Here is a 21767-nt window from a genome sequence, read left to right as displayed (position 1 = left end):
CCACCCTAAATGAAGGAGGCCGACCTAATGCTGAGTAAAAGACTGGCGCACATTTTAAGTCAGCTGATGGCAGCTGAGACTCCTCTCACGAGCGCTGCGCTTTCTGTCAGTTTACAAGTGACAAGCCGCACCATCCGAACAGACATCAAGGAACTGAATGAGCGTCTAGCCCCTTATCAAGCAGCTGTATCAGCTGTTAGAGGCGCTGGCTATGAGCTGTTGATCAACGATGAGAATGCCTTTCGCCGTTTTATGAAGGAAGAAGTCGAACAGGAAGAACCGCTTGCTATTCTTCCAGAAGAACGAGTTCGATTTATTTTGAAAAAGCTGCTTCTAGCGGAATCATATGTGAAGCTGGAAGACTTACAGGAGCAGCTGTTTATTAGTAAATCGACGATGAGTAATGACATGAAATGGGTCAAACGTAAGCTCGAACCCTTTGATCTGAAGCTGGAAGCAAAGCCGAATAAAGGCTGCCGGATCAAAGGATCTGAGATGAAAATCCGTTATTGCATGTCAGAATATTTATTCAATGAACGGCGTTCCTATCAAACAATGCTGAACACGGCGGTTACGATTTTGCCAAAACATGAGCTGGAATTGATTCAGAGAACCATGATTGATTATATCAACGAGGAAAAAATGAATCTATCAGACATTTGCATGAATAATTTAATTGTTCATATTGCTATTGCCTGTAAACGGATTAGACACGGAAACTATGTATCTGTGCTGCCTGAAGAAATCAACGAAATCCCAAGAGCAAAAGAATACAAGGTAGCCAAAAAAATGGTTGAGCGTCTTGAAGGGCTGCTGGATGTCTCATTTCCACAAGAGGAAATCGTTTATATCGCCATTCATTTGCTAGGAACAGCCAAAATGGTACAGTCTTTTTCAACGGGCGGTCAAAAACAAATTGTGGATGATGACACGAGCCGTCTTGTTCAGCTGATGCTGAAAGCCATTGATCAAAAATTGCAGCTGGATTTAGCGGGAGATGCGGAATTGCTGATTGGCCTCAGTTTGCACTTAAAGCCAGCGATCAATCGGTGTAAGTATGGAATGAATTTAAGAAATCCAATGCTTGATGAGATCAAAGCGGGCTATCCAATTGCCTTTGAAGCAGGGATTGTGGCGAGCAGGGTCATTGAACAAGAGACAGGATTGTCCATTCATGAAAATGAGATCGGCTATATGGCACTTCATTTTGGTGCGGCCTTAGAGCGCAGGAAAATGGAGATACCACCGAAGCGATGCCTGATTGTCTGTGCGTCTGGTGCTGGGAGTGCAAGGCTACTTCAAGATCGTTTGCGGTCACAATTTGGGTCGAAGCTGACCATTTTAGGCACAGCAGAGCTTTATTCCCTTCCGCATGTTTCTTTACATGCATTGGATTTAATTATTACGACCATTCCTATTCATATGGATTTACCGATTCCGGTCATTCAAGTGAACACGATTTTAGGAGGCAGTGATTTTTTAAAAATAGAGAAGCTTTGACAAGTGAAACAAGAGTGACATTAGCTACGCAATATATGAAAAAGGAATTGGTCTTTACAAAACGTGGCTTTCAAACAAAGGAAGAGGTCATACACTTTCTCACGCAAAAGGTCATTGACATGGGCTTAGCGCCAGCAGAACTTACACAATCTGTGATGGAAAGAGAAGCGTCTGCACCGATTTCATTTGGGCATTATACAGCGATTCCGCATCCGATGACCCCGCTGACAGAAGAGACGTTTTGGGCGATCTGTACATTAGAAAAACCGATTATTTGGGGAGAGAAAAAAGTTCAATTTGTGTGCTTGCTTTGTGTCGAAAAAGAGAATGCCAAAGACTTAAAAGGCATGTACCGTCTGCTTGGAGAGCTTGTCCATCATGTGAAATTTATTCAGCACCTCATCACCTGTGACACCTTTGAAGACATGCTGGATGTCATGGATAAAAAAGCGCCTTCGTACAAGAACTAATGGTGTGATATTGATATTAACTTTTTCCGCTTCCTAAAGGAAAAAGTATGGGTGTTTATGAAAGCGGTTTCATAATATGATGAATGTGTAAAGAAAAGCTTCATACTTCAAAAAGGGGGCGTTTACAATGAACATTTTATTAGTTTGTGCAGCAGGTATGTCAACAAGCTTACTTGTCACAAAAATGGAGAAAAGTGCACAAGAACAAGGAAAAGACTATCGTATTTGGGCAGTATCTGGAGATGCTGCAAAAAATCATATTGATCAAGCCGATGTGCTTTTATTAGGACCTCAAGTTCGTTATTTATTACCGCAAATGAAAAAACTCGGAGAAGATAAAGGAATTCCAGTAGACGTGATTAATACCGTGCATTATGGCGTATGTAATGGTGCTGAGGTTTTAAAATCTGCTGAACAGTTAGTGAACGGATAAAGGGGGCGGAAGGGATGAATGGATTCAACCGATTTCTAGAAGAGAAGGTTATGCCGTTTGCAGGAAAGATTGCCGCTCAAAGACATTTACAAGCATTGCGTGACGGAATCGTTTTAACCATGCCTCTCATTATCGTCGGTTCACTGTTTCTTATTTTAGTCAACCTTCCGATTCCAGGATACAGCGATTTTATGGCAAGTGTCTTCGGAGCCGAATGGGCCACGAAACTATCCTATCCTGTGAATGCCACCTTTGACATTATGGCACTTGTTGCGACCTTTGGGATCGCGTACAGGTTAGCTGAAAAGTATGCAGTCGATGCACTGTCATCTGGTGCAATTGCTGTCGCAGCTTTCCTCCTAGCCACACCTTATCAAGTACCGTTCACACCTGAAGGATCAACAGAAGCTATCCTAGTGAATGGCGGTATTCCCGTCACACTGATGGGCAGTAAAGGGCTATTCGTTGCCATGATTATTGCCATGCTTTCCACCGAAATTTATCGCTTTATTGTACAGCGGAATATCGTCATCAAAATGCCTGATGGTGTACCGCCAGCAGTTAGTAAATCGTTTATCGCACTTATTCCAGGTTTTGTGGTCATCACGCTGATCTGGGTCGCTAGGCTTCTGATTGAGATGACACCTTTTGAGAGTATTCATAATATCATCACGGTCTTAATAGGCACACCACTATCCATTCTTGGTGGAAGCTTAGGCGGAAGTATCGTTGCCATCGGTGTACAAATGCTCCTCTGGGCATGTGGTATTCACGGAGCCACCATTGTCGGCGGAGTCATGGGTCCGATTTGGCTCGGTGCGATGGATGAAAACCGTCTTGCCTTCCAAGCAGGAGAAGTGCTGCCGAATATTTTCACAGCGCAGTTCTTTGAAATCTTTATCAATGTCGGCGGAAGCGGCGCGACGCTTGCTTTGGTACTGACCATGATCTTGCGTGCGAGAAGTAAACAAATGAAACAGCTTGGCCGTCTTGCGATTGGGCCAGCCATCTTTAACATCAACGAACCGATCATTTTTGGAATGCCGATTGTGATGAACCCAATGCTTCTCATTCCGTTTATCCTTACCCCAATTATGATGATCATCACCACATATATCGGAATGAGCACAGGACTTGTAGCAAAACCGGCAGGGATCGCTGTCCCGTGGACAATGCCGCCAATCATTTCAGGCTATCTCGCAACAGGTGGGAAAATCTCTGGCGCGGTCATGCAGCTGATTAACCTTGCCTTGTCATTTGCGCTATACTATCCATTCTTTAGAATGTGGGATAAGCAGAAATTGAAAGAAGAAAATGAGCTTGAAGCAAAAGCATCAACAGATGAAAATGTCGTCAGCATGTAATAGAGGGAACAAGGGGGATGCGGCCGATGGAAATGGAACAAATTGTGTTTCAACTCATCTTGCACGGTGGTAATGGCAGAAGCTCGGCCATGGAGGCCATTACATGTGCAAAGCAAGGCAATTTTGATGAGGCGAAGCAAAAATTGCAGGAAGCACAAGACGCGTTAAATGAGGCGCATCACGCACAGACAGAGCTGATCCAAGGAGAAATCAGAGGAGAGAAAACCGACGTCAGTCTCTTGATGATTCATGCACAGGATCATCTGATGAACGCAATGACCGTCAAGGAGCTTGCAGCTGAAATCATTGAGCTCCATGAAAAAATGAAGCAATTCGGAGGTGTCAATTCATGAAAGACGGAATCAAAATTGTCACAATAGGCGGTGGATCAAGCTATACGCCTGAGCTCGTCGAAGGGTTTATTAAACGATATCAAGAATTGCCTGTAAAGGAATTATGGCTTGTGGATATTGAAGCGGGTCAGGAAAAGTTGAACATCGTAGGTGCCCTTGCAAAACGTATGGTCGAAAAAGCAGGTTTGCCGATTGAAGTGCACCTCACTCTTGACCGCCGGGCAGCTCTGAAAGATGCGGACTTTGTCACGACACAATTTCGTGTAGGACTGCTCGAAGCCAGAGCCAAGGATGAAAGAATCCCGCTTAAATATGGCGTCATTGGACAGGAAACGAATGGTCCAGGCGGGTTATTTAAAGGTCTACGCACCATTCCAGTCATTCTAGACATCGTGAAGGATATGGAAGAGCTTTGCCCAGATGCCTGGCTGGTGAACTTTACAAATCCAGCGGGCATGGTCACAGAGGCGGTGTTACGCTACACGAATCTGAAAAAAGTGGTCGGTCTATGCAATGTGCCGATTGGAATCAAAATGGGCATTGCAAAAGCGCTGGATGTCGATGTCGAACGCATTGAAGTACAATTTGCAGGCCTCAATCACATGGTCTATGGCTTAGATGTGTATTTAGACGGGGTCAGCATTATGGATCAAGTGCTCGATGAATTAGGAAATCCAAATAGCCAGTGGTCCATGAGGAATATTGAAGCGAAAAACTGGGAGCCTTCTTTCGTCAAAGGCTTAGGGGTCATTCCATGTCCGTATCATCGTTATTACTATAAAACGAAAGATATGCTGGAGGAAGAACAAAAAGCGGCTCAAGAAAAAGGAACAAGAGCAGAGGTTGTGCAGCAAGTCGAGCATGAACTATTTGAGTTATATAAAGACCCAGATTTATCGATTAAACCGCCGCAGCTCGAAAAAAGAGGCGGGGCTTATTACAGCGATGCAGCATGTAATTTGATCAGCTCCATCTATAATGATAAACATGACATTCAACCGGTAAATACAGTGAACAGAGGAGCGATTGCCAGCATTCCGGCCGAATCAGCGGTTGAAGTGAACTGTATCATTACAAAGGACGGACCAAAACCAATCGCGACAGGTGATCTGCCTGTGGCTGTGAGAGGACTCGTTCAACAAATCAAGTCCTTCGAGCGTGTGGCAGCTGAAGCAGCTGTGACAGGAGATTACGAGACGGCTCTTGTCGCCATGACCATCAATCCACTCGTTCCTTCTGACGAAATTGCAAAGCAAATCTTAGATGAAATGCTTGAAGCGCACCGTGAATATTTACCGCAGTTCTTCAAATCAGTGAATGCTTAAAATAAAATGGCCCCTTTATGGGGTCGTTTTTTATGATTTTTTCATATGGAAACCGGAGAAAGCAGTGTATGATAGAAAAAACAACATGTACTGCTTCAAAGAAAGGACGGTTAGAATATGGTGGCAATTGGTTTAATGCTTTACGGCTTTATCGTTCAACCTCTACTGAGTTACGGCACAGTGGTTTTGTTTTTGTATGGAATCATCGCTTCATTTATTGGCCTGATTCGGCATAGACAGGATGTGTGGATGTATGTTCTCCGCCTGCTCGTTTGTTTTACTATTCCAGTAACCAATCTGTTAATGTATTTCGCAACCATCGGTGGAGATGAAAGAGACTTTGATTTCCAGCCGATGCCGCCAGTTTATCATCTTGTTTTTATCCTAGAAATCATCATCGTCTTTTTACCAGAGATCTTTTTACTGATCGAGAGAAAGCGGAGTATCAAAGGGAAACAGTGGATATATGCAGGGGCCATTGTGGGGATCTCGGTCTTGTTTTGGTGCACGATTTGATTGAAGGCTGACTGACATCTAAGTCTTTTTCGCCTTTTTATTGCGTAACCTCATTCGCCTCACTTTTACAAAAGTAATGGAAAGAACAAGGATAGAAATTCCGAGAAACTTAAATAGAAAACGGGTGAAGAACGATGAATCATCGAAACCTGTAGCGATGATGATCGATCCGATGCAAATCCCAAAGAACGCTAGTAAATAAGTAAAAAACATATCATCACTCCTTAAGCGTGGAATAGATCCATATTTTCCATTATGAGGTAGCGAAGGAGATAAAGAAACAAAAAAAGAACCCTTCATCAAATGAAAGGTTCTTTCGTTTGCTTATGCCTGCTTGACGACCGAATCGACTTCTACTGTCCAGCCGAAGATATCTGGCTGAGTTCCTTTTTGGATTCCAGTAATCGCTTCGTACAATTTCTTCGATACTTCGCCTGTTTGACCATTTTGAATGACGTATGGCTGATCGTGATAAATTAATTCACCGACAGGAGAAATGACGGCTGCCGTTCCTGTCCCGAAGATTTCTTCAAGTTCACCTGACTGATGTGCTTCGATTAACTCATCAATTGAAATTTTACGTTCTGTCACAGGGATTTCCCAATGCTTTAACAGCTCAAGCACAGAATTCCGTGTGATCCCTTCTAAAATGCTGCCATTCAGTTCAGGCGTCACGATTTCTCCATTGATTTTAAAGAAGATATTCATACTGCCGACTTCTTCAATGTACTTTTTCTCGATGCCATCAAGCCACAGGACTTGTGAAAATCCTTTCGTTTCAGCAACTTGCTGTGCTTTCAGGCTTGATGCATAGTTTCCAGCTGTTTTGGCATTTCCTGTTCCGCCTTTAACAGCGCGGACAAATTCGTTTTCCACCGCAATTTTGACCGGATGGATGCCTTCTTTATAATAAGAACCTACTGGAGATAAAATGATGATCAGCTTATAGGTGCTTGACGGTGCAACACCTAAATAGGGCTCAGTAGAAATAATGAATGGACGAATATACAAAGAAGTGCCCTCTGCATCAGGTACCCAATCCTTATCAATGCGAATGAGTTCATTTAAGCCTTCTAAAACCGTTTCTGTATCAATTTGCGGGATACATAGGCGATCATTTGATCTGTTTAAGCGTTCCATATTTTTTTCGGGACGGAATAAGAGAATCTTTTGATCCTCAGACACATACGCCTTCAAGCCTTCAAAAACAGATTGGCCATAATGATAAACCATAGAAGCTGGGTCCATTGGAATCGCCTGATAAGGGATAATTCTCGGATCATACCAGCCTTTATCAATTGAATAATCCATCACAAACATGTGGTCTGTGAAGATTTTTCCGAATTCAAGTTGATCAGATTGAGGTTTTGGTTTTTTTGTTGAACTAAGTTCAACGCGGATGGGTTGTTTTGGCATCGTAAATCTCCTTGCTGTTTGATTATTTGAAAATTCTAATAATATGAAATAATTATGATTCTATTCTATACCTTCACAAAATATTAGCAATAGGTTTTCTGGAATTCAGACAAGAAAAATCTGTTAAAGCGCTTTCCTCCTCTCTGTCGTGGTTTTACTGAAGTTTCCCCTTAGAAATAAAATCCAATTTCATTATTAACTGATTAATCTGACAATTTAAAAGCGATTTGTTTTCCTGTAAGATATTCTTTCAACCATACACCTTTTGACTAGTACATTGCAAGGGGCATTGCCATATTTTAATCCTCTTTTTTTTAACCGATAAAGGTAGAAGAGAGTGGAAGGGAGCAAACAACGAGATGAAACGAATGATATCAGGCGCCTTATTGATTTTATTGATGACCGCCATTAGTTTTGGCTGTCAAGCGATGACGGAGGAGGCTGGTGCGAAGCAAGGTACTGCCTATTACGTCGCAGCAAATGGGAACGACAAACATCCAGGGACAAAGCAAAAGCCTTTCCGTACGCTGAAAAAAGCGGCAAGTATCGCGAAAGCTGGGACAACAGTTTATATGAGAGGCGGTACATACAAAGAGAGATTGATTGTCCGCCATTCTGGAACAAAGAAAGCACCAGTTGTTTTTCAAGCGTATGGAAAAGAGAAGCCTGTCATTAGCGGAGCATCTCTTAAAGGAAATCAAGCAGACGGTGGTCTTGTGAAGATTGATCAAAAAAGCTATATCACCCTGAAAGGTTTGACAGTCGGTCATATTAAAACGAATCAAGAAGATGTGACACCCATTGGTATATTCATCACAGGAAGCGGCAAAGGCGTCAAACTGCTTAACAACCGTGTGTACGACATTCAGACGACACATCAAAATGGGAATGCTCATGGCATTGCGGTCTATGGAACGAAAGCACCTGCAGCCATTGAAGACATCGAAATCAAAGGAAACACTGTGGAAAAGTTAAAGTTGGGTTTTAGTGAAGCCCTTGTGCTAAACGGAAACGTGAAAAATTTCCGCGTGACACATAATACAGTCCGGCATACGGACAATATCGGGATTGATTTAATTGGTTTTGAGAATGTCGCACCTTCTAAAAAGTATGATCAAGTGCGAAATGGTGTCGTATCTAGAAACAAAGTTTATGAGATTACGAGTGTTGGGAATCCAGCGTACGGCAAGGACATCTCCGCAGGAGGAATCTATGTGGATGGCGGGAAAGACATCGTGATTGATCATAACATCAGCCATCATAATGACCTTGGGATTGAGGTCACAAGTGAACATAAAGGGAAGATGGCCGAACGCATTCGCATTGAGCACAATCAAGTATATTTAAATCGTTATACAGGCATCTCCATTGGCGGCTATGACAAGAAGCGGGGCGGAACCACAAACACGACCATCTCCCATAACATTTTGTACAAAAATGACACAGCCGGCTTAGAAGGCGGTCAATTGCTCATGCAATATCAATCGGTGAACAATCGAATCACGAATAATATCATGACAGCCAGTGCTTCGCATTACTTAGTCGTGAATCTCTACGAAGTGAACAAGAAGAATACATTCCAAAAGAATGTCTACGATGACCGCAAAGGTGCAAAAGCCTCACAATGGGTATGGCGCGGGAAATGGCTGGAAGGCTACAAAACGTATCGCTCGAAAAGCGGTCAAGATAAAGGATCAGCACACCTTAATCCCCAATTTGTGAATGAGAAAAAATATGATTTCCGTCTTAAGGCATCATCACCTGCTAAGAAAATCATCGGCAGTTAAACAAGGTATTCGGTGCAAGTGATCATTTTAGAAATTTTCAAAAAAGTCATTGACATTGATGAGACATCACATTAAAGTAAAGAAGACATTTCAACTAAAACAAATTTCATAACGGATCTCTTATCAAGAGAGGCAGAGGGACTGGCCCTATGACGCCCAGCAACCGTTTCTATTTAAGAAATTGGTGCTAATTCCTGCAAAGCTGTTACAGCTTTGACAGATAAGAGAGGAAGACTTCCCGATACATGTTTCATGCAACGGTGATCAAGCCTCTCTTTATCAAGAGAGGCTTTTTTTGATCTCTTTTTTTAGAATCAAAAGACTGGGTTCACAGGCATATTTCCACTTCTTTACCTAGTTTTCCGATGTGAAAAATAAAACAACTTGAGGAGGAACAGCAATGAAACGTAAATATTGGACATCATCTCTTGTATTATTGACGGTCCTGACCGTGCTATTATCTGGTTGCGGTACGGGATCAAGCGCAGGCTCAAAGGCTAATGCAAACGAAAAGGTCTCCTTTGACAATGTCCCGAAGCGATTTGCAAAAGGACAGGGAGCAAAAATTAAAGTCATCCGTAAAATTGGCGGGGACGATCATACTGCTCAGTTTTTAGCAGGAACGAAGGCAGAAGGTGAAGCGCTAGGCTTTACAGTAGATGTCTACACGGCAAATGGTGATACGGCGAAGTTTCATGATGCCATTTCTCAAGCACTAGAAGAAAACTATGATGGCTTTATCATCTCTCATGGGGATGATGAGGCGACAGTCGCTGATGTGAAGAAGATCACAGCGAAGGGCATTCCAGTTGTGGCGTTTGATTCAAATCCGAAGCTGAAGGACATCAAAGGGGTCACAGTGACGTCTCAAGATGACGAGCAATTAGCAGAAAAATCATTAGATGCACTCGTGGCTGATTTTAAAGGGAAAGCAAATATTGCGTATCTTTGGGTAGACGGATTCCCTCCAATGGTGAGACGAAACAAGGTGTACCAAGAAACGCTCAAACAGCATACAGGAATCAAGGAACTTGACCGATTTGGCGTTGCGGCCTCTGATACATCAGTTCAAACACAAAATGCGGTTGCGGCTATGCTAAATAAATATCCAAAGGGTAAACTGGATGCGATTTTTGCCACGTGGGATGCATTTGCGATTGGTGCCGCAAGAGCTTTAAAAGAAGCAGGAAGAACCGAAGTGAAAATATACGGTATTGATGTGTCTAATGCCGATCTGCAAGAAATGACTGCGAAAGACAGTCCTTGGAAGTACACTGCCGCTGTCGATCCGAAGCTCATTGGCGCAATCGACGTAAGGATTCTTGCGAAGAAACTAGCTGGCGAGAAAACGCCATCTTCCTATGACCTTGAGGCCTCTCTCATTTCACAAAAGCAGCTTCAGGATGCAGGAAAGGCCATCAATATGGTCAATCTTGCAGATGAAGTAAAAGGATTCGGATCATCGACTGCTTTTGAAGAAGACTGGATGAAGACCTTGAGGAAGCATTATGCAAAATAAACTACGTGCACTCTCTTTTCATAGAGGGTGTTTCGTTTTTCAATTGACGATCAGGAGAGAAGGAGGACACCTATGACAACGCCGCTTGTTCATATGAAAAACATTTCGATTGAATTCCCAGGAGTCAAAGCGTTAGATCAAGCAAATTTCACATTAAAAAAAGGCACAGTCCATGCCCTGATTGGGGCGAACGGCGCTGGGAAGTCAACGTTAATGAAAGTTCTCTCTGGTGCTCATTCACATTTTGAAGGAACCATCCACATCAATGGCGAGGCGGCGACCATTCATACACCGAAGGATGCGGCCTCATACGGTGTGCAGACCGTCCATCAAGAAGTGGATACAGCTCTAGTGCCATATTTAAGTGTTGGCGAAAATATGATGATCCATGAAATGGAGAAAAAACCATTCGTCCGTTGGAAAGAGATTCACCGCAAGGCAGCACAGCTGTTACAAGAGATGGACATTGACATCTCAACGAAGCGTCTTGTGAGTGATTTGACACTGGCAGAAAAACAAATGGTGCTCATTGCCAAGGCTGTGTCGATCAAATGCAGCATTTTAATTTTAGATGAACCAACCGCTCCACTTAGTCATGCAGAAACAAGCAAGTTATTCTCAATGATTCATCAATTGAAAAAGAACGGCACAGGCATCATTTTTATCTCGCATCGCATGCCGGAGATTTTCAACATCTGTGATGAACTGACTGTGATGAAGAATGGAACTGATGTGGCGGCGCACCTCATTAAAGAAACCGATCCAAAGCAGGTCATTGAAGAAATGCTTGGCGCGCCATTAGAGGATCAATTCCCATCTCGTACAACGCTTGAGGATGCACCGATTGTGCTTGATGTGAAAGAGTTGCATGACCAACATAAATTAAACAACATTCATCTTCATGTGAAAAAAGGAGAAATTCTCGGGATTGCAGGACTAGTCGGTGCTGGTAAAACAGAATTGTGCAAAGCCCTATTCGGCGCCTCAGAAAAAAAGTCAGGCACTGTGCAGCTGCATGGTCAAACCATTCATATCAAGTCGCCTCATCACGCTGTGAGAGCGGGTATTGCCCTTGTGCCTGAGGAACGGAGAAAAGAAGGGATTCTAACAGAAGAAACTGTTGGATGGAACGTAACAGCTGCAAGTCTACGTTCGTTTACACGGCCGTTCAGCTTCTTACATCGTTCTAAGGAACGGAAGGCAGCAGATGGAATCGTCAAGCGGCTTGGCGTCAAGACACCTTCTCTTGAAGCGAAGGTGAAGCATCTATCTGGTGGAAATCAGCAAAAGATTGCGATTGGAAAATGGCTGTTGGCTGAGGCGGATGTCTATCTCTTTGATGAACCAACCAAAGGTGTAGACGTTGGAGCCAAAAAGGACATTTTCTCCCTCATTGCAGAACTAGCTGCAAGAGGAAAAGCGGTTATTTATGCTTCAAGTGAGCTTTCAGAAATTGCAGGAATTGCCGACCGAGTATACGTCTTATATGATGGCAGCATTGCCCGGGAAATGACGGCACCAATGACTGAAGAAGAGCTTTTATATCATTCAACAGGAGGACAATCATGAGTGAACGACAAGTTTCAGCCCCAGTTCAACAAATCAAGAAACAGCGGCCATCCTTTCATCTGTTTGATTTCTTTTATCAATATGGCACCATCTTAACGATTGTCGTATTGATTGTTGTCTTTGCGGCAGCCAATCCGGCATTTTTACAGTCAGGAAATATCATCAATATTTTACGATCGATCTCGATTGTAACCATCATTGCGGTAGGGCTGACGATCTCCCTAGCAGTGAACGGCTTTGATTTATCTGTAGGCTCAGTTGCTACGTTATCAAATGCAATTGTGATCTCCATGTTTGTATGGTTCTCGCAAAACCCACTCATTGCGATCCTTTCTGCGCTGGCGGCTTCTCTTATTGTCGGTTTGCTGAATGCTTGGATGATTGTCAAAATGAAGATTCCAGATATGCTCATGACACTTGCCATGATGTTTATCATTCAAGGGCTGGCACAAACCTATACGAAAGGTGCGACCATTTCTGAAAATATGGTGTTGCCTGATGGCACTTTTTCAACTGGCACCATCCCTGCCTTTTTCAGCAAGATTGGGCAGGTCCCCTATATCATTTTGATTATGGCGGCCATTGTGCTTTTTGCACATGTTTTTATGACTTACACAAAGCATGGGCGATTGATGTATATCATTGGTGGAAATAAAGAAGCCGCTCGATTATCTGGTATTCATGTGAACAAATACAAAATCGCAGCATATTTGTTGTCTGCTTTATTTGCGGCGATCGGTGGTATCGTGCTGGCATCAAGGGTGATGACAGCAGAAATTAACGCAGGAACGCCATATTTAATGGATGGGGTAGCTGCTGCTTTTATTGGGTTTTCAGTCATGGGAGCAGGTAAACCAAACGCATTCGGTACATTTATTGGTGCGGTGCTCATCGGTATTTTGCAAAATGGACTTGTGATGATGTCTGTCCCGTATTATGCAATGGATATCGTGAAAGGATCAGTGCTTGCACTGGCACTCGCGCTGACTTATTACAAACAGCGTGGCTAAGATGTACTTTTTTAAAACCATTTGTGTCCTCTCTTCGTCTAGTAAACGGAAAGCAGTGTAACAGCTGTTTGCCAAAAGGAGATGACAAAAAGAAATGAATATGTCAGCAACTCATGTAGAAGATTTGAAAAGTGTCATGGAAGACTGGAAAAATGAATTATTAGTATATAAATTTGCATTAGATGAAATGGATACAAAGTTTTCGATTATTAGTCAGGAATATAATTTAATCCATGGGCACAACCCAATAGAGCATACAAAATCACGGATCAAATCCTTTGAAAGTATCGTGAATAAACTAGCGAGAAAAGGATGTGACATCACCACACAATGTGCCAAGGAGTACATACATGATATCGCTGGTGTCCGCATCATCTGTTCGTTTATTCAAGATATCTATAACATTATTGATGTTCTGAGGCAAAGAGAGGATTTAAAGATTCTTGAAGTGAAGGATTACATTCAGCATCCGAAACCAAATGGCTATCGAAGTCTTCATTTAATTGTTGAGATTCCTGTTTACTTAACGAATCGTGTGGAGCATGTGAAGGTTGAAATTCAGGTGCGGACCATTGCGATGGATTTCTGGGCGAGTCTCGAACATAAAATCTATTATAAACTGCAAAACGATGTTCCTCATCAGCTCACCGATGAACTAAAGGAAGCGGCAGATATCGCTCACTACTTAGATGAAAAAATGCAAAATATCAAACGAGAAATTGATTAACCAATAAAAAGAGTAGCTGTTTTGAAGGGCAGCTACTCTTTTCAGTCTTATTAAGGGTTGGTGCCTCGATCTCTCTTTTGAATGATCGTACCGTCACCTTGCGATTGTGCAGACGGGCTGCCTTTTTGTGTAGAAGTGCCAATCCAAACACCTGTGAACAAGAGCGCAAAAATCGCACTTGAGATCAGCCATTTTTCATCATCCATCTTCTTAACAAGTTTTGAATGACAATGCCTTGTTCTGAAAATACATCGCTTCTTTCGGAAGACCATTTTCAGTTAAGTAGGCGGCTACATCCTGACAGATAGCCTCAAGATCAACAAGGAAATTCATAGATTCTAATTGATCACAATAAGAAATGATCTGCTCAATCATGTTGTCTGGCTGGAGCATCAATGTTTCTAAAATGGATAATTTAAGTGAAATGTTTCGTTGTTTTAAATTTTCTGCTTTTTGAAGTGAAAGCTGTACATAATAGTGGAACAAACCAGGCTTTTTCAGCTTAAACAGCGCTTTCGTGTAGGCATACAAGGCCAGTAAATAGCCGCCTGGAGAAGAAGTTTCGAATGCCTCAATCAATAAAGCCTTTTCTAGGAGCGGTACAGCTTCACTGTATTCATTTCTTAGACTTTTAATAAAGGCTGCATTGCAATACGCGTGACCAAGTAAATCTGGATCCTCCATCTGTTCGAGTGAGTGAATCACCTGTTCAAACAAAGTTTCTGCCTCATCATATTTCGATTGATCCGCATAATTCAGAGCAAGCATCATTTGACAGCTGATTGATTTTTTCACATAACATGGATCTGCGTCGTAAATAGACGAAGCCTTTTTTAAGTGGTGGATGGAGAGAAGTGTGGATCTTATATTATAGTATAGACATCCTGTTTTATAATGGAATTCTGCCTTTTCAATGTCATCATGTACGAGATCTAATTTATCCTCGGCCAATTTCAAATGGTGAAATGCTGTATCTTGATTCCCTCTGCGCATTTCATACATGCCTTTAAAGAAATAGAAATAGTAGCTGAGCATATCATCTGTACGAATCGCATTTTCATCCACAAAAAGACTGTGATCTAACGAAGCTGTATCTTCGACTAAATCTTTGAAACGGTATTCTAAAAGTTGATAGTAGAGTAAGACGTCTTGATTCTCTTCCATTCGATCAAATGCTTGAAGAATCTCTTCTTTTAGCTGTATTGCTTCTTGTATGTCTCTTTTTTTCATCAAGACATACCAGTCATTTAGCATATTTGCTACATCAACTGATGACAAAACACCTGTTTCTGCCAATTGGTATCCTCCTTTCTTCACCTATTCATTTCTGCTGATTCTTATTTGTCTGAATCATCTTTCCATATTAAGTATCTTCTTATATTTTAAGCGGTCTATCTCAATTTGTAAAACATGTTTTTTGATGTAAATTCAACCAGTAGTGAAAAAAATAGGGAGTAACGATCGAATTGTATACGCTTACATTTTTTTAGGTAAAAAGAGGATATTGAAAAAAATATATCAGGATATCAATAGAGGAAGAGAGACAGTGAAAGAGGGTTTTTTCATAGGTGAGAAAGAAGTGTTATTTATAAAGGAGTGTTCGCGATTTTTTGTGAGATTATATCACATGAATATTGTGAAACATGCTTCTTTCAGAATAAAATGAGTTATTCGCAAAAAAGTAAAATTTAAAGAGACTATCGATCTAGAATTGTATGGATCTTTGGTATTGATAAAAAATATCACACAGTATAGCTTTAGCGTGGTATAGTAAGATTGTTGTTGCGAATATTTAGACAAAACTGACAATTGGGGGTCGTGTTTTATGAAGAAATCGATGTTACTGATCATGGGACTAATTGTTGTGCTCGTCATGGCAGCCTGTGGTTCAAAATCAGACAGCGGTTCGGGAGAAGGCAAAGGCACATATAAAATCGGGATAGATGTAACATATCCGCCATTTGAATTTGAAAAGGGCGGTAAAACTGTGGGAATAGACGTTGATTTAATTAACGCCATTGCGAAAGACCAAGACTTCAAAGTGAAGCTTGAAGCAATGGATTTCTCAGGGATTATTCCAGCGATGCAAGCAGGTCAGCTTGATGTTGGAATGGGTGGTATGAGTATTACAGATGAGCGTAAAAAGAAAGTGGATTTCTCAGATCCATACTTCGACGCTGGTCTGACAGTTGTTGTGAAAAAGGACAGCAGCATCAAATCGATTGATGATTTAAAGGGGAAAAAGCTAGCTGTTAAAAATGGGACAACAGGTGCAAAATTTGCAACAGATAACGCAGACAAATATGGGTATGAAGTAGTTCAATTCAATGACAGTCCATCTATGTTCCAAGAAGTATCTAATGGAAATGCAGATGCTTTAATTGAGGATTATCCTGTCATCACGTATGCGATCGCACAGCAAGACTTGAAATTGAAAACAGTTGGAGATCGCTTGAATGGAGACCAATACGGGATCTCAGTGATGAAGGGGAAAAACCAGGACTTATTGAAGAAAATCAATAAAGGGCTGGAAAACCTAAAGAAAAACGGTGAATATGACAAAATTATTGAGAAATATTTGAAGTCATAACACAAGCGAGGCGCGCTCAGAGCGCGCTTTCTTTATGTGTCAACCGTATGTGAATTAGGGAGGGAGAAACATGGATACGATTGTTAATGCATTTCCGTATTTAATGGAGGGTTTGCAAACCACTTTATATATCTTTGTTGTTGCTATCATTTTAGGTTTTATCATCGGGTTGATTGTGGCGCTATTCCGCCTGTCACCATTTAAAATCTTGAACTTTATTTCACTCGTTTTTGTCAATGCCATTCGAGGTACGCCATTTATCGTACAGCTATTCTTCATTTATTTTGGGCTAAATACACTTGAATTCATTTCACTTGACCGAGTGCCGGCAGGGATTATTACAGTAGCGATTAACGCAGGAGCTTATTTCTCAGAAATTATTCGTGCAGGGATTCAGTCCATTGATAAAGGACAAACTGAAGCCGCACGCTCTTTAGGATTCACAGGTGGACAAAACATGCGCTTTATCGTCCTTCCACAGGTATTTCGCCGTATGCTTCCAGCCATTACTAACCAAGCCATCATCAGTTTGAAGGACACCTCTCTTTTATCGATTATCGGTATTGCTGATATCATGCAGCGGGGACAAGTTCAAGCATCGGCTACCTTTGATCCTTTGAATGTCTGGCTCATTGTCGGTGTCATTTATTTCGTGATCATTTATTTACTTTCTCTACTGGCTAGCTACGCAGAAAGGAGATTTGATGTGAAATGAGTATGATTACGGTGAAAAACTTAAAGAAATCCTTTGGTGACAACGAAGTTTTAAAGGATATTAATGCAGTCATCGAGGAAAAAGAGGTTGTATGTGTCATTGGTCCTTCAGGATCAGGGAAAAGCACATTTCTAAGATGTCTCAATAAATTAGAGGATATTACGGCTGGGGAAGTTGTTGTCCACGGACATACGATTACAGACCCAAAAGTGAATATCAATAAAGTACGACAAGAAGTTGGCATGGTGTTTCAGCACTTTAATTTATTTCCTCATAAAACCGTGTTAGAAAATATCACGATCGCACCGGTGAAAGTAAAAGGGATGGAGAAGAAAGCGGCAGTCGATAAAGCATTAGACTTGCTTGAAAAGGTCGGCTTGAAAGACAAGGCCAAAAGTTACCCTAACCAATTATCTGGTGGACAAAAACAGCGTGTTGCCATTGCAAGAGCCTTGGCGATGGACCCGAAAGTGCTCTTATTCGATGAGCCGACATCTGCTCTTGACCCTGAGGTCGTTGGGGATGTTTTAGCTGTTATGAAACAATTAGCAGTCGAAGGAATGACGATGATTGTCGTCACACATGAAATGGGCTTTGCAAGAGAAGTGGGAGACCGCGTGATCTTTATGGATGGTGGATATATCGTCGAAGAAGACAAACCAGAAGCACTCTTTGGAAACCCACAGCATGAACGTACCAAATTGTTTCTTAGTAAGGTGCTATAAAAAAAGAGTAAGAGCAGGTATGCTCTTACTCTTTTTCTTTTGTGACGAAATAAAGACATGTGATGAGAATGAACAGACCGATGCTTACACTGCCTACAATGACGCGTTGTTCGAGCAATAAATTAAGAAGTGCAATGATGGCAAGGAATATGACACCGATAATAGGGAGTATCCGTCTAATGTGCATTTTCATAAATGTTAAAAACCTCCAATTATGTTATATTATATGATACATACATTTTATTATCATATTGAATAAGGCAAAAGGAGTGTTTTCAAAAAAAATGAGGAAGTTTGTTATTTTAACCTTAATTTTTTCTTTGTGCAGCTGTATGTTTAATAGTGAAGTGAAAGCTTCAGTAGAGCTAAGCTCTGATGTGGAAGGGTTTCATTCGGTAAAAGCAATCTTGCAAGCAATTGAAGAAATACCTGAGTATATAATAGATGAGGGTTCAGTAAAAACTGCTAGATGGATAGAAGAGAATTCGGGATTAAAAACGACCATCCAAGGTGAGAGGCTTTTATTCGATCTTAATGAGAAGAAAGAGATTAGTATTAAAAACATAAATATTCCTGCATGTGTCGGTGCAATAGGAGTCGCCATTATTTCTAATGGTATACCGATTTCAAAGATTTTAAAACTAAAGAAAGCGATTGGGATGTTTGGTGGGACGATAAAACTGGTAGAATCCATTAAATATTTTTATGATCAATATAGAAAACAAGGTAACTCAAGAAAAGTGGCTTTAAAAAAAGCGAGCCAAAAAGTTTCCAACCAGGTGGATAAAAACCTAAGGCCGGCACTCTTAGATTTTTTCAATATTTCAGCTGTTATAGGTGCGTGTACTTAAAAATAGATAGGGCAAAAACCAAAAATGTTTTTGCCTATCAAATGTTTTTAACGAGCCTCCATGCATTTCCTAGGAAATATTATCGTTGGAAGAACTCAATCCACTCTTGGTCTGGCCCTCGGAAAAAGAAGTAGCAATAGCCATTGGGCAATGTTGTGATTTCTTCATCTATTAGCTCAATTTGCAGCTTTTGAATACGGTTGAATTCCGCGTGGATATTATCTGTTGTAAAGGCGAGATGGTGGACCTTTCCTTCAGATGGAAGGTCACTGCTATACCCTTGAATGAGTTCAATTTCCGTTTCCGCTTCGTCTTTAAAGCCGAGAAAGGCAAGTTCAATGACTCCGTTTGTATGAGTGATGCGATCCTTTAATTTCATGCCCACCACTTTTTCATAAAAATCAATGGACTGATCAATATTTGTCACCATAATCCCTGTATGATCTAAGCGTAATGTTGTCAAAAAAGAGCCTCCTCTATGTCGAGTTGATATTTTTCTCCTCATCTTATCATAATAGAAGTAACGTATACATTCATATGGTAGGATAGAGAGAGTCAATTTAGGATAAGGATGACACAAATGAAAAAAATCTCATTAAAACAAACATTTGCAGAACAAGTGAAAAAGGGATATCCGCTTATTTCAAAAGATGCTGTGTCGCGTGTGAACGGTGTACAGGAAGGCGAGCTTATTGAATGGGTAGATGAAAGAGGCTCTTTTTTAGGGAAAGGATATTATGGTGTGCAAAATAAAGGCATCGGTTGGGTGCTTTCCTTTGACGCTAACGAAAAAATAGATCAGGCCTTTTTTGTTTCTAAACTTGAACAGGCATCCAAAAGCAGAACGCATCTATTTCGTGATGCACAGACGACGGCTTTCCGTGTGTTCAATGGAGAAGGGGATGGAATTGGTGGAATCACGATTGATTATTATGATGGATTCTATCTCATCCAATGGTATAGCGAAGGTGTTTATACATTAAAAGAAGATGTATTGGCTGCGATTGAGCAGGTGTACCCTGACTATAAAGGCATTTATGAAAAGAAGCGATTTGATACGTCTGGACAATATATCGAAGATGACGATTTTGTAAAAGGGGAGAAAGGTGAATTTCCTCTTATCGTCAAAGAAAATGGGATGAACGTGGCGGTTTATCTAAATGATGGTGCGATGACAGGTATTTTCCTTGATCAGCGTCATGTGCGAAAAGCAATTCGAGATCGCTATGCAAAAGGAAAGACCGTCCTTAATACGTTCTCTTATACCGGCGCTTTCTCTGTAGCAGCAGCGCTTGGCGGGGCAAGCCGTACGACAAGTGTAGATGTTGCAAACCGCAGTTTGAAAAAAACATCTGAGCAGTTTGAAGTGAATGGCATTGATGTAGACGGGCAGGATATCAAAGTCATGGATGTCTTTAAATATTTCCCGTTTGCGGCGAAAAAAGGCTGGAGCTATGATGTCGTGATCTTGGACCCACCTTCCTTTGCACGAACGAAGAAACACACATTCAGTGCAGCGAAGGATTATAAGAAACTATTAAAAGAAGCCATCCAGATCACAGCTGAGAACGGCGTCATTGTGGCGTCAACCAATAGCAGTGCATTTGGGATGAAAAAGTTTAAGGGATTTATTGCACAGGCCTTTAAAGAATCTGGGAAAACGTATCGTATTCTTGAGGAATATACACTTCCTGAGGACTTCCGTACAACGAAAAATTATCCTGAGGGGAACTATTTAAAGGTTGTCTTCATCCAAGCATAAGAAAAAGCCATTTTCCGATAAGGGGAAATGGCTTTTTCTATAAGGCAAACGACATCAGGATAGGCGCTGCACATAATGTAATAATGGCCGAAATGATCATGGACACACTTGAGATCGTGCCTGAGACCGAGCTCAGTTCAAAGGCCTTCGATGTGCCTGCACCATGTGCTCCTGTACCAAGCAGAACGCCCATTGCAATGTCATTATCAATACGGAAATAACGGATAACCAATGGCCCAATGATTGAGCCAAATAATGCTGTTAAAATGACGAATACAGCCGTAACGGACGGCATCCCGCCAATCATTTCAGACACACTCATCGCAACAGGTGTTGTGACGGATCTTGGGACGAGGCTCTCGATCAGGCTCGTATCCAAATGAAACAATTTGGCGATAAACGCTGTTGATAAAATCGCAACGATAGAACCGCAAGCCACATTCAAAATAATTTCTACTGCATGCTTCTTCAGAATGTGAAAATACTTATATAAAGGAATGGCAAATGCCACAGTCGCAGGTTGAAGCATATTTGTCAGCCATTTTCCGCCTTGATTGTAAGCATCGTAAGGAATGTTCACGATTAACAGCAAGACCACAAGAACAACCGGTGTCACAAGTAAAGGGGAGACATAGACTTTCGGATGACGTTTATAAACCGCTTTTGATCCGAGATAGATCAGAATGGTTAGGATCAAGAATAGTCCGCCAACTAACATAGCTTTTTTCGCTCCTTTCTTTTCGCAATCATCTGCGTCATCATGCCAGTCGAGAGCATGACCACAAAGGTACTAAGTAAAACCACAAGGACAATACTTGTGCCAGATTGAGAAAGTAATGTGCCGTAATCAATCACACCTACTGCTGAAGGGATAAAGAAGAGCAGCAGTTCTCCGAGCAGCCATACGGCGCCAAGTTCAATCCATTTTAATTTAATGATGTTAAAATGAAGTAATAAGAAAATGACAAGAATGCCTAAGATCGTGCCCGGAATTCTTAAATGCAAAAAGGCCGCCAGCACATTCATCAATTTCGCAAAAGCAAATAAAGCCATAATCTGAAGGGTAGCAATCAGCGACGTTTTGAGCAATTGCACTTTCTGTTCACTCCTTTTTCTATATAAATTGTTCACTGTT

22 protein-coding genes, 1 pseudogene and 1 riboswitch are annotated in these 21767 nt (G+C 41.5%); of the genes and pseudogenes, 16 read left to right on the top strand and 7 right to left on the bottom strand.

All coding sequences use genetic code 11. From position 1 onward, the window contains the following. The first annotated feature begins 27 nt into the window (after window positions 1-27). The 6 genes and pseudogenes from M2353_RS18350 (at window position 28) to M2353_RS18325 (ending at window position 5961) form a co-directional block, all read left to right on the top strand. A pseudogene (locus tag M2353_RS18350) lies at window positions 28-1970 on the top strand (BglG family transcription antiterminator). Window positions 1971-2097: 127 nt separating this feature from the next. Continuing rightward, window positions 2098-2403 carry a PTS sugar transporter subunit IIB gene (locus M2353_RS18345; protein WP_007497889.1) on the top strand — a complete coding sequence of 102 codons (306 nt, stop codon included), beginning with the start codon at window positions 2098-2100 and terminating at the stop codon, window positions 2401-2403. A gap of 14 nt (window positions 2404-2417) precedes the next feature. Then, window positions 2418-3767, top strand: coding sequence for a PTS cellobiose transporter subunit IIC (gene celB / locus M2353_RS18340; RefSeq protein WP_284725858.1), 1350 nt, complete (start codon window positions 2418-2420; stop codon window positions 3765-3767). A 26-nt stretch (window positions 3768-3793) separates the two neighbouring features. Further along, window positions 3794-4120, top strand: coding sequence for a PTS lactose/cellobiose transporter subunit IIA (locus M2353_RS18335; RefSeq protein WP_008345561.1), 327 nt, complete (start codon window positions 3794-3796; stop codon window positions 4118-4120). Continuing rightward, window positions 4117-5445, top strand: coding sequence for a 6-phospho-beta-glucosidase (locus tag M2353_RS18330; RefSeq protein ID WP_007497885.1), 1329 nt, complete (start codon window positions 4117-4119; stop codon window positions 5443-5445). Before M2353_RS18335 ends, M2353_RS18330 begins: the two co-directional genes overlap by 4 nt. Before the next feature lie 117 nt (window positions 5446-5562). Continuing rightward, window positions 5563-5961, top strand: a complete 399-nt coding sequence (locus M2353_RS18325) for a hypothetical protein (protein WP_025208200.1) — start codon at window positions 5563-5565, stop codon at window positions 5959-5961. A gap of 324 nt (window positions 5962-6285) precedes the next feature. Here M2353_RS18325 and M2353_RS18320 read toward each other — a convergent pair whose 3' ends face one another. Next, the gene (locus tag M2353_RS18320) at window positions 6286-7377 is read right to left on the bottom strand and encodes a branched-chain amino acid aminotransferase (RefSeq protein WP_008345553.1); all 1092 of its coding nucleotides are present in this window, start codon (window positions 7375-7377) and stop codon (window positions 6286-6288) included. A 359-nt stretch (window positions 7378-7736) separates the two neighbouring features. Here M2353_RS18320 and M2353_RS18315 point away from each other — a divergent pair, with 359 nt between their 5' ends. The 5 genes from M2353_RS18315 (at window position 7737) to ywaC (ending at window position 13989) form a co-directional block, all read left to right on the top strand. Then, window positions 7737-9164 carry a right-handed parallel beta-helix repeat-containing protein gene (locus tag M2353_RS18315; RefSeq protein ID WP_284725857.1) on the top strand — a complete coding sequence of 476 codons (1428 nt, stop codon included), beginning with the start codon at window positions 7737-7739 and terminating at the stop codon, window positions 9162-9164. 117 nt (window positions 9165-9281) lie between these two features. Next, window positions 9282-9391, top strand: a riboswitch (SAM riboswitch). A 173-nt stretch (window positions 9392-9564) separates the two neighbouring features. Then, window positions 9565-10683 (top strand): sugar ABC transporter substrate-binding protein, encoded by a 1119-nt coding sequence (locus M2353_RS18310; protein WP_284725856.1) that lies wholly within the window; start codon window positions 9565-9567, stop codon window positions 10681-10683. Between the two features lie 72 nt (window positions 10684-10755). After that, window positions 10756-12252, top strand: a complete 1497-nt coding sequence (locus tag M2353_RS18305; RefSeq protein ID WP_212359573.1) for a sugar ABC transporter ATP-binding protein — start codon at window positions 10756-10758, stop codon at window positions 12250-12252. Continuing rightward, window positions 12249-13262: an ABC transporter permease gene (locus tag M2353_RS18300; protein WP_017368303.1), complete on the top strand. Its 1014-nt coding sequence runs from the start codon at window positions 12249-12251 to the stop codon at window positions 13260-13262. The genes M2353_RS18305 and M2353_RS18300 overlap by 4 nt, the downstream gene beginning before the upstream one ends. A gap of 94 nt (window positions 13263-13356) precedes the next feature. Continuing rightward, the gene (gene ywaC / locus M2353_RS18295; protein ID WP_007497867.1) at window positions 13357-13989 is read left to right on the top strand and encodes a GTP pyrophosphokinase YwaC; all 633 of its coding nucleotides are present in this window, start codon (window positions 13357-13359) and stop codon (window positions 13987-13989) included. Window positions 13990-14039: 50 nt separating this feature from the next. Here the strand turns inward: ywaC and M2353_RS18290 are convergent, their stop codons facing one another. Both M2353_RS18290 and M2353_RS18285 read right to left on the bottom strand, forming a co-directional pair. Continuing rightward, entirely contained in the window at window positions 14040-14195 is a 156-nt protein-coding gene (locus M2353_RS18290) for a hypothetical protein (RefSeq protein ID WP_284725855.1), read from the bottom strand. Between the two features lie 4 nt (window positions 14196-14199). Next, window positions 14200-15285 carry a Rap family tetratricopeptide repeat protein gene (locus tag M2353_RS18285; protein WP_047946590.1) on the bottom strand — a complete coding sequence of 362 codons (1086 nt, stop codon included), beginning with the start codon at window positions 15283-15285 and terminating at the stop codon, window positions 14200-14202. A gap of 529 nt (window positions 15286-15814) precedes the next feature. On the opposite strand from M2353_RS18285, the gene M2353_RS18280 reads away from it, so the two are divergent. The 3 genes from M2353_RS18280 (at window position 15815) to M2353_RS18270 (ending at window position 18019) form a co-directional block, all read left to right on the top strand. Continuing rightward, the gene (locus M2353_RS18280; RefSeq protein WP_007497862.1) at window positions 15815-16579 is read left to right on the top strand and encodes a transporter substrate-binding domain-containing protein; all 765 of its coding nucleotides are present in this window, start codon (window positions 15815-15817) and stop codon (window positions 16577-16579) included. Between the two features lie 70 nt (window positions 16580-16649). Further along, on the top strand, window positions 16650-17294 hold the full coding sequence (locus M2353_RS18275; protein WP_284725854.1) for an amino acid ABC transporter permease: 645 nt from the start codon (window positions 16650-16652) through the stop codon (window positions 17292-17294). Beyond that, the gene (locus M2353_RS18270; protein WP_007497858.1) at window positions 17291-18019 is read left to right on the top strand and encodes an amino acid ABC transporter ATP-binding protein; all 729 of its coding nucleotides are present in this window, start codon (window positions 17291-17293) and stop codon (window positions 18017-18019) included. The genes M2353_RS18275 and M2353_RS18270 overlap by 4 nt, the downstream gene beginning before the upstream one ends. A gap of 25 nt (window positions 18020-18044) precedes the next feature. Here the strand turns inward: M2353_RS18270 and M2353_RS18265 are convergent, their stop codons facing one another. Further along, on the bottom strand, window positions 18045-18212 hold the full coding sequence (locus tag M2353_RS18265; protein ID WP_157957368.1) for a hypothetical protein: 168 nt from the start codon (window positions 18210-18212) through the stop codon (window positions 18045-18047). Window positions 18213-18303: 91 nt separating this feature from the next. Between M2353_RS18265 and M2353_RS18260 the strand changes: the two genes are divergently transcribed. Continuing rightward, window positions 18304-18870 (top strand): hypothetical protein, encoded by a 567-nt coding sequence (locus M2353_RS18260; protein ID WP_268381992.1) that lies wholly within the window; start codon window positions 18304-18306, stop codon window positions 18868-18870. A 79-nt stretch (window positions 18871-18949) separates the two neighbouring features. Here the strand turns inward: M2353_RS18260 and M2353_RS18255 are convergent, their stop codons facing one another. After that, window positions 18950-19333 carry a glyoxalase GlxA gene (locus tag M2353_RS18255; protein WP_008345541.1) on the bottom strand — a complete coding sequence of 128 codons (384 nt, stop codon included), beginning with the start codon at window positions 19331-19333 and terminating at the stop codon, window positions 18950-18952. Window positions 19334-19450: 117 nt separating this feature from the next. Here M2353_RS18255 and M2353_RS18250 point away from each other — a divergent pair, with 117 nt between their 5' ends. Then, window positions 19451-20632 (top strand): class I SAM-dependent rRNA methyltransferase, encoded by a 1182-nt coding sequence (locus tag M2353_RS18250; protein ID WP_019743483.1) that lies wholly within the window; start codon window positions 19451-19453, stop codon window positions 20630-20632. Between the two features lie 37 nt (window positions 20633-20669). Here the strand turns inward: M2353_RS18250 and M2353_RS18245 are convergent, their stop codons facing one another. Together M2353_RS18245 and M2353_RS18240 are read right to left on the bottom strand one after the other, a co-directional pair. After that, a complete protein-coding gene (locus M2353_RS18245; protein WP_007497850.1) occupies window positions 20670-21350 on the bottom strand; it encodes a CidB/LrgB family autolysis modulator in 681 nt (226 codons plus the stop codon). Then, window positions 21344-21727, bottom strand: a complete 384-nt coding sequence (locus tag M2353_RS18240) for a CidA/LrgA family holin-like protein (RefSeq protein WP_008345527.1) — start codon at window positions 21725-21727, stop codon at window positions 21344-21346. Before M2353_RS18240 ends, M2353_RS18245 begins: the two co-directional genes overlap by 7 nt. Window positions 21728-21767 lie beyond the last annotated feature (40 nt).

Origin of the sequence: Bacillus aerius, from assembly GCF_029894105.1 — a bacterium.
Taxonomy (GTDB): Bacteria; Bacillota; Bacilli; order Bacillales; family Bacillaceae; genus Bacillus; species Bacillus altitudinis.
The sequence above is the reverse complement of the archived record's forward strand: the minus strand, read 5'-3'. Positions and strand labels throughout refer to the sequence as shown.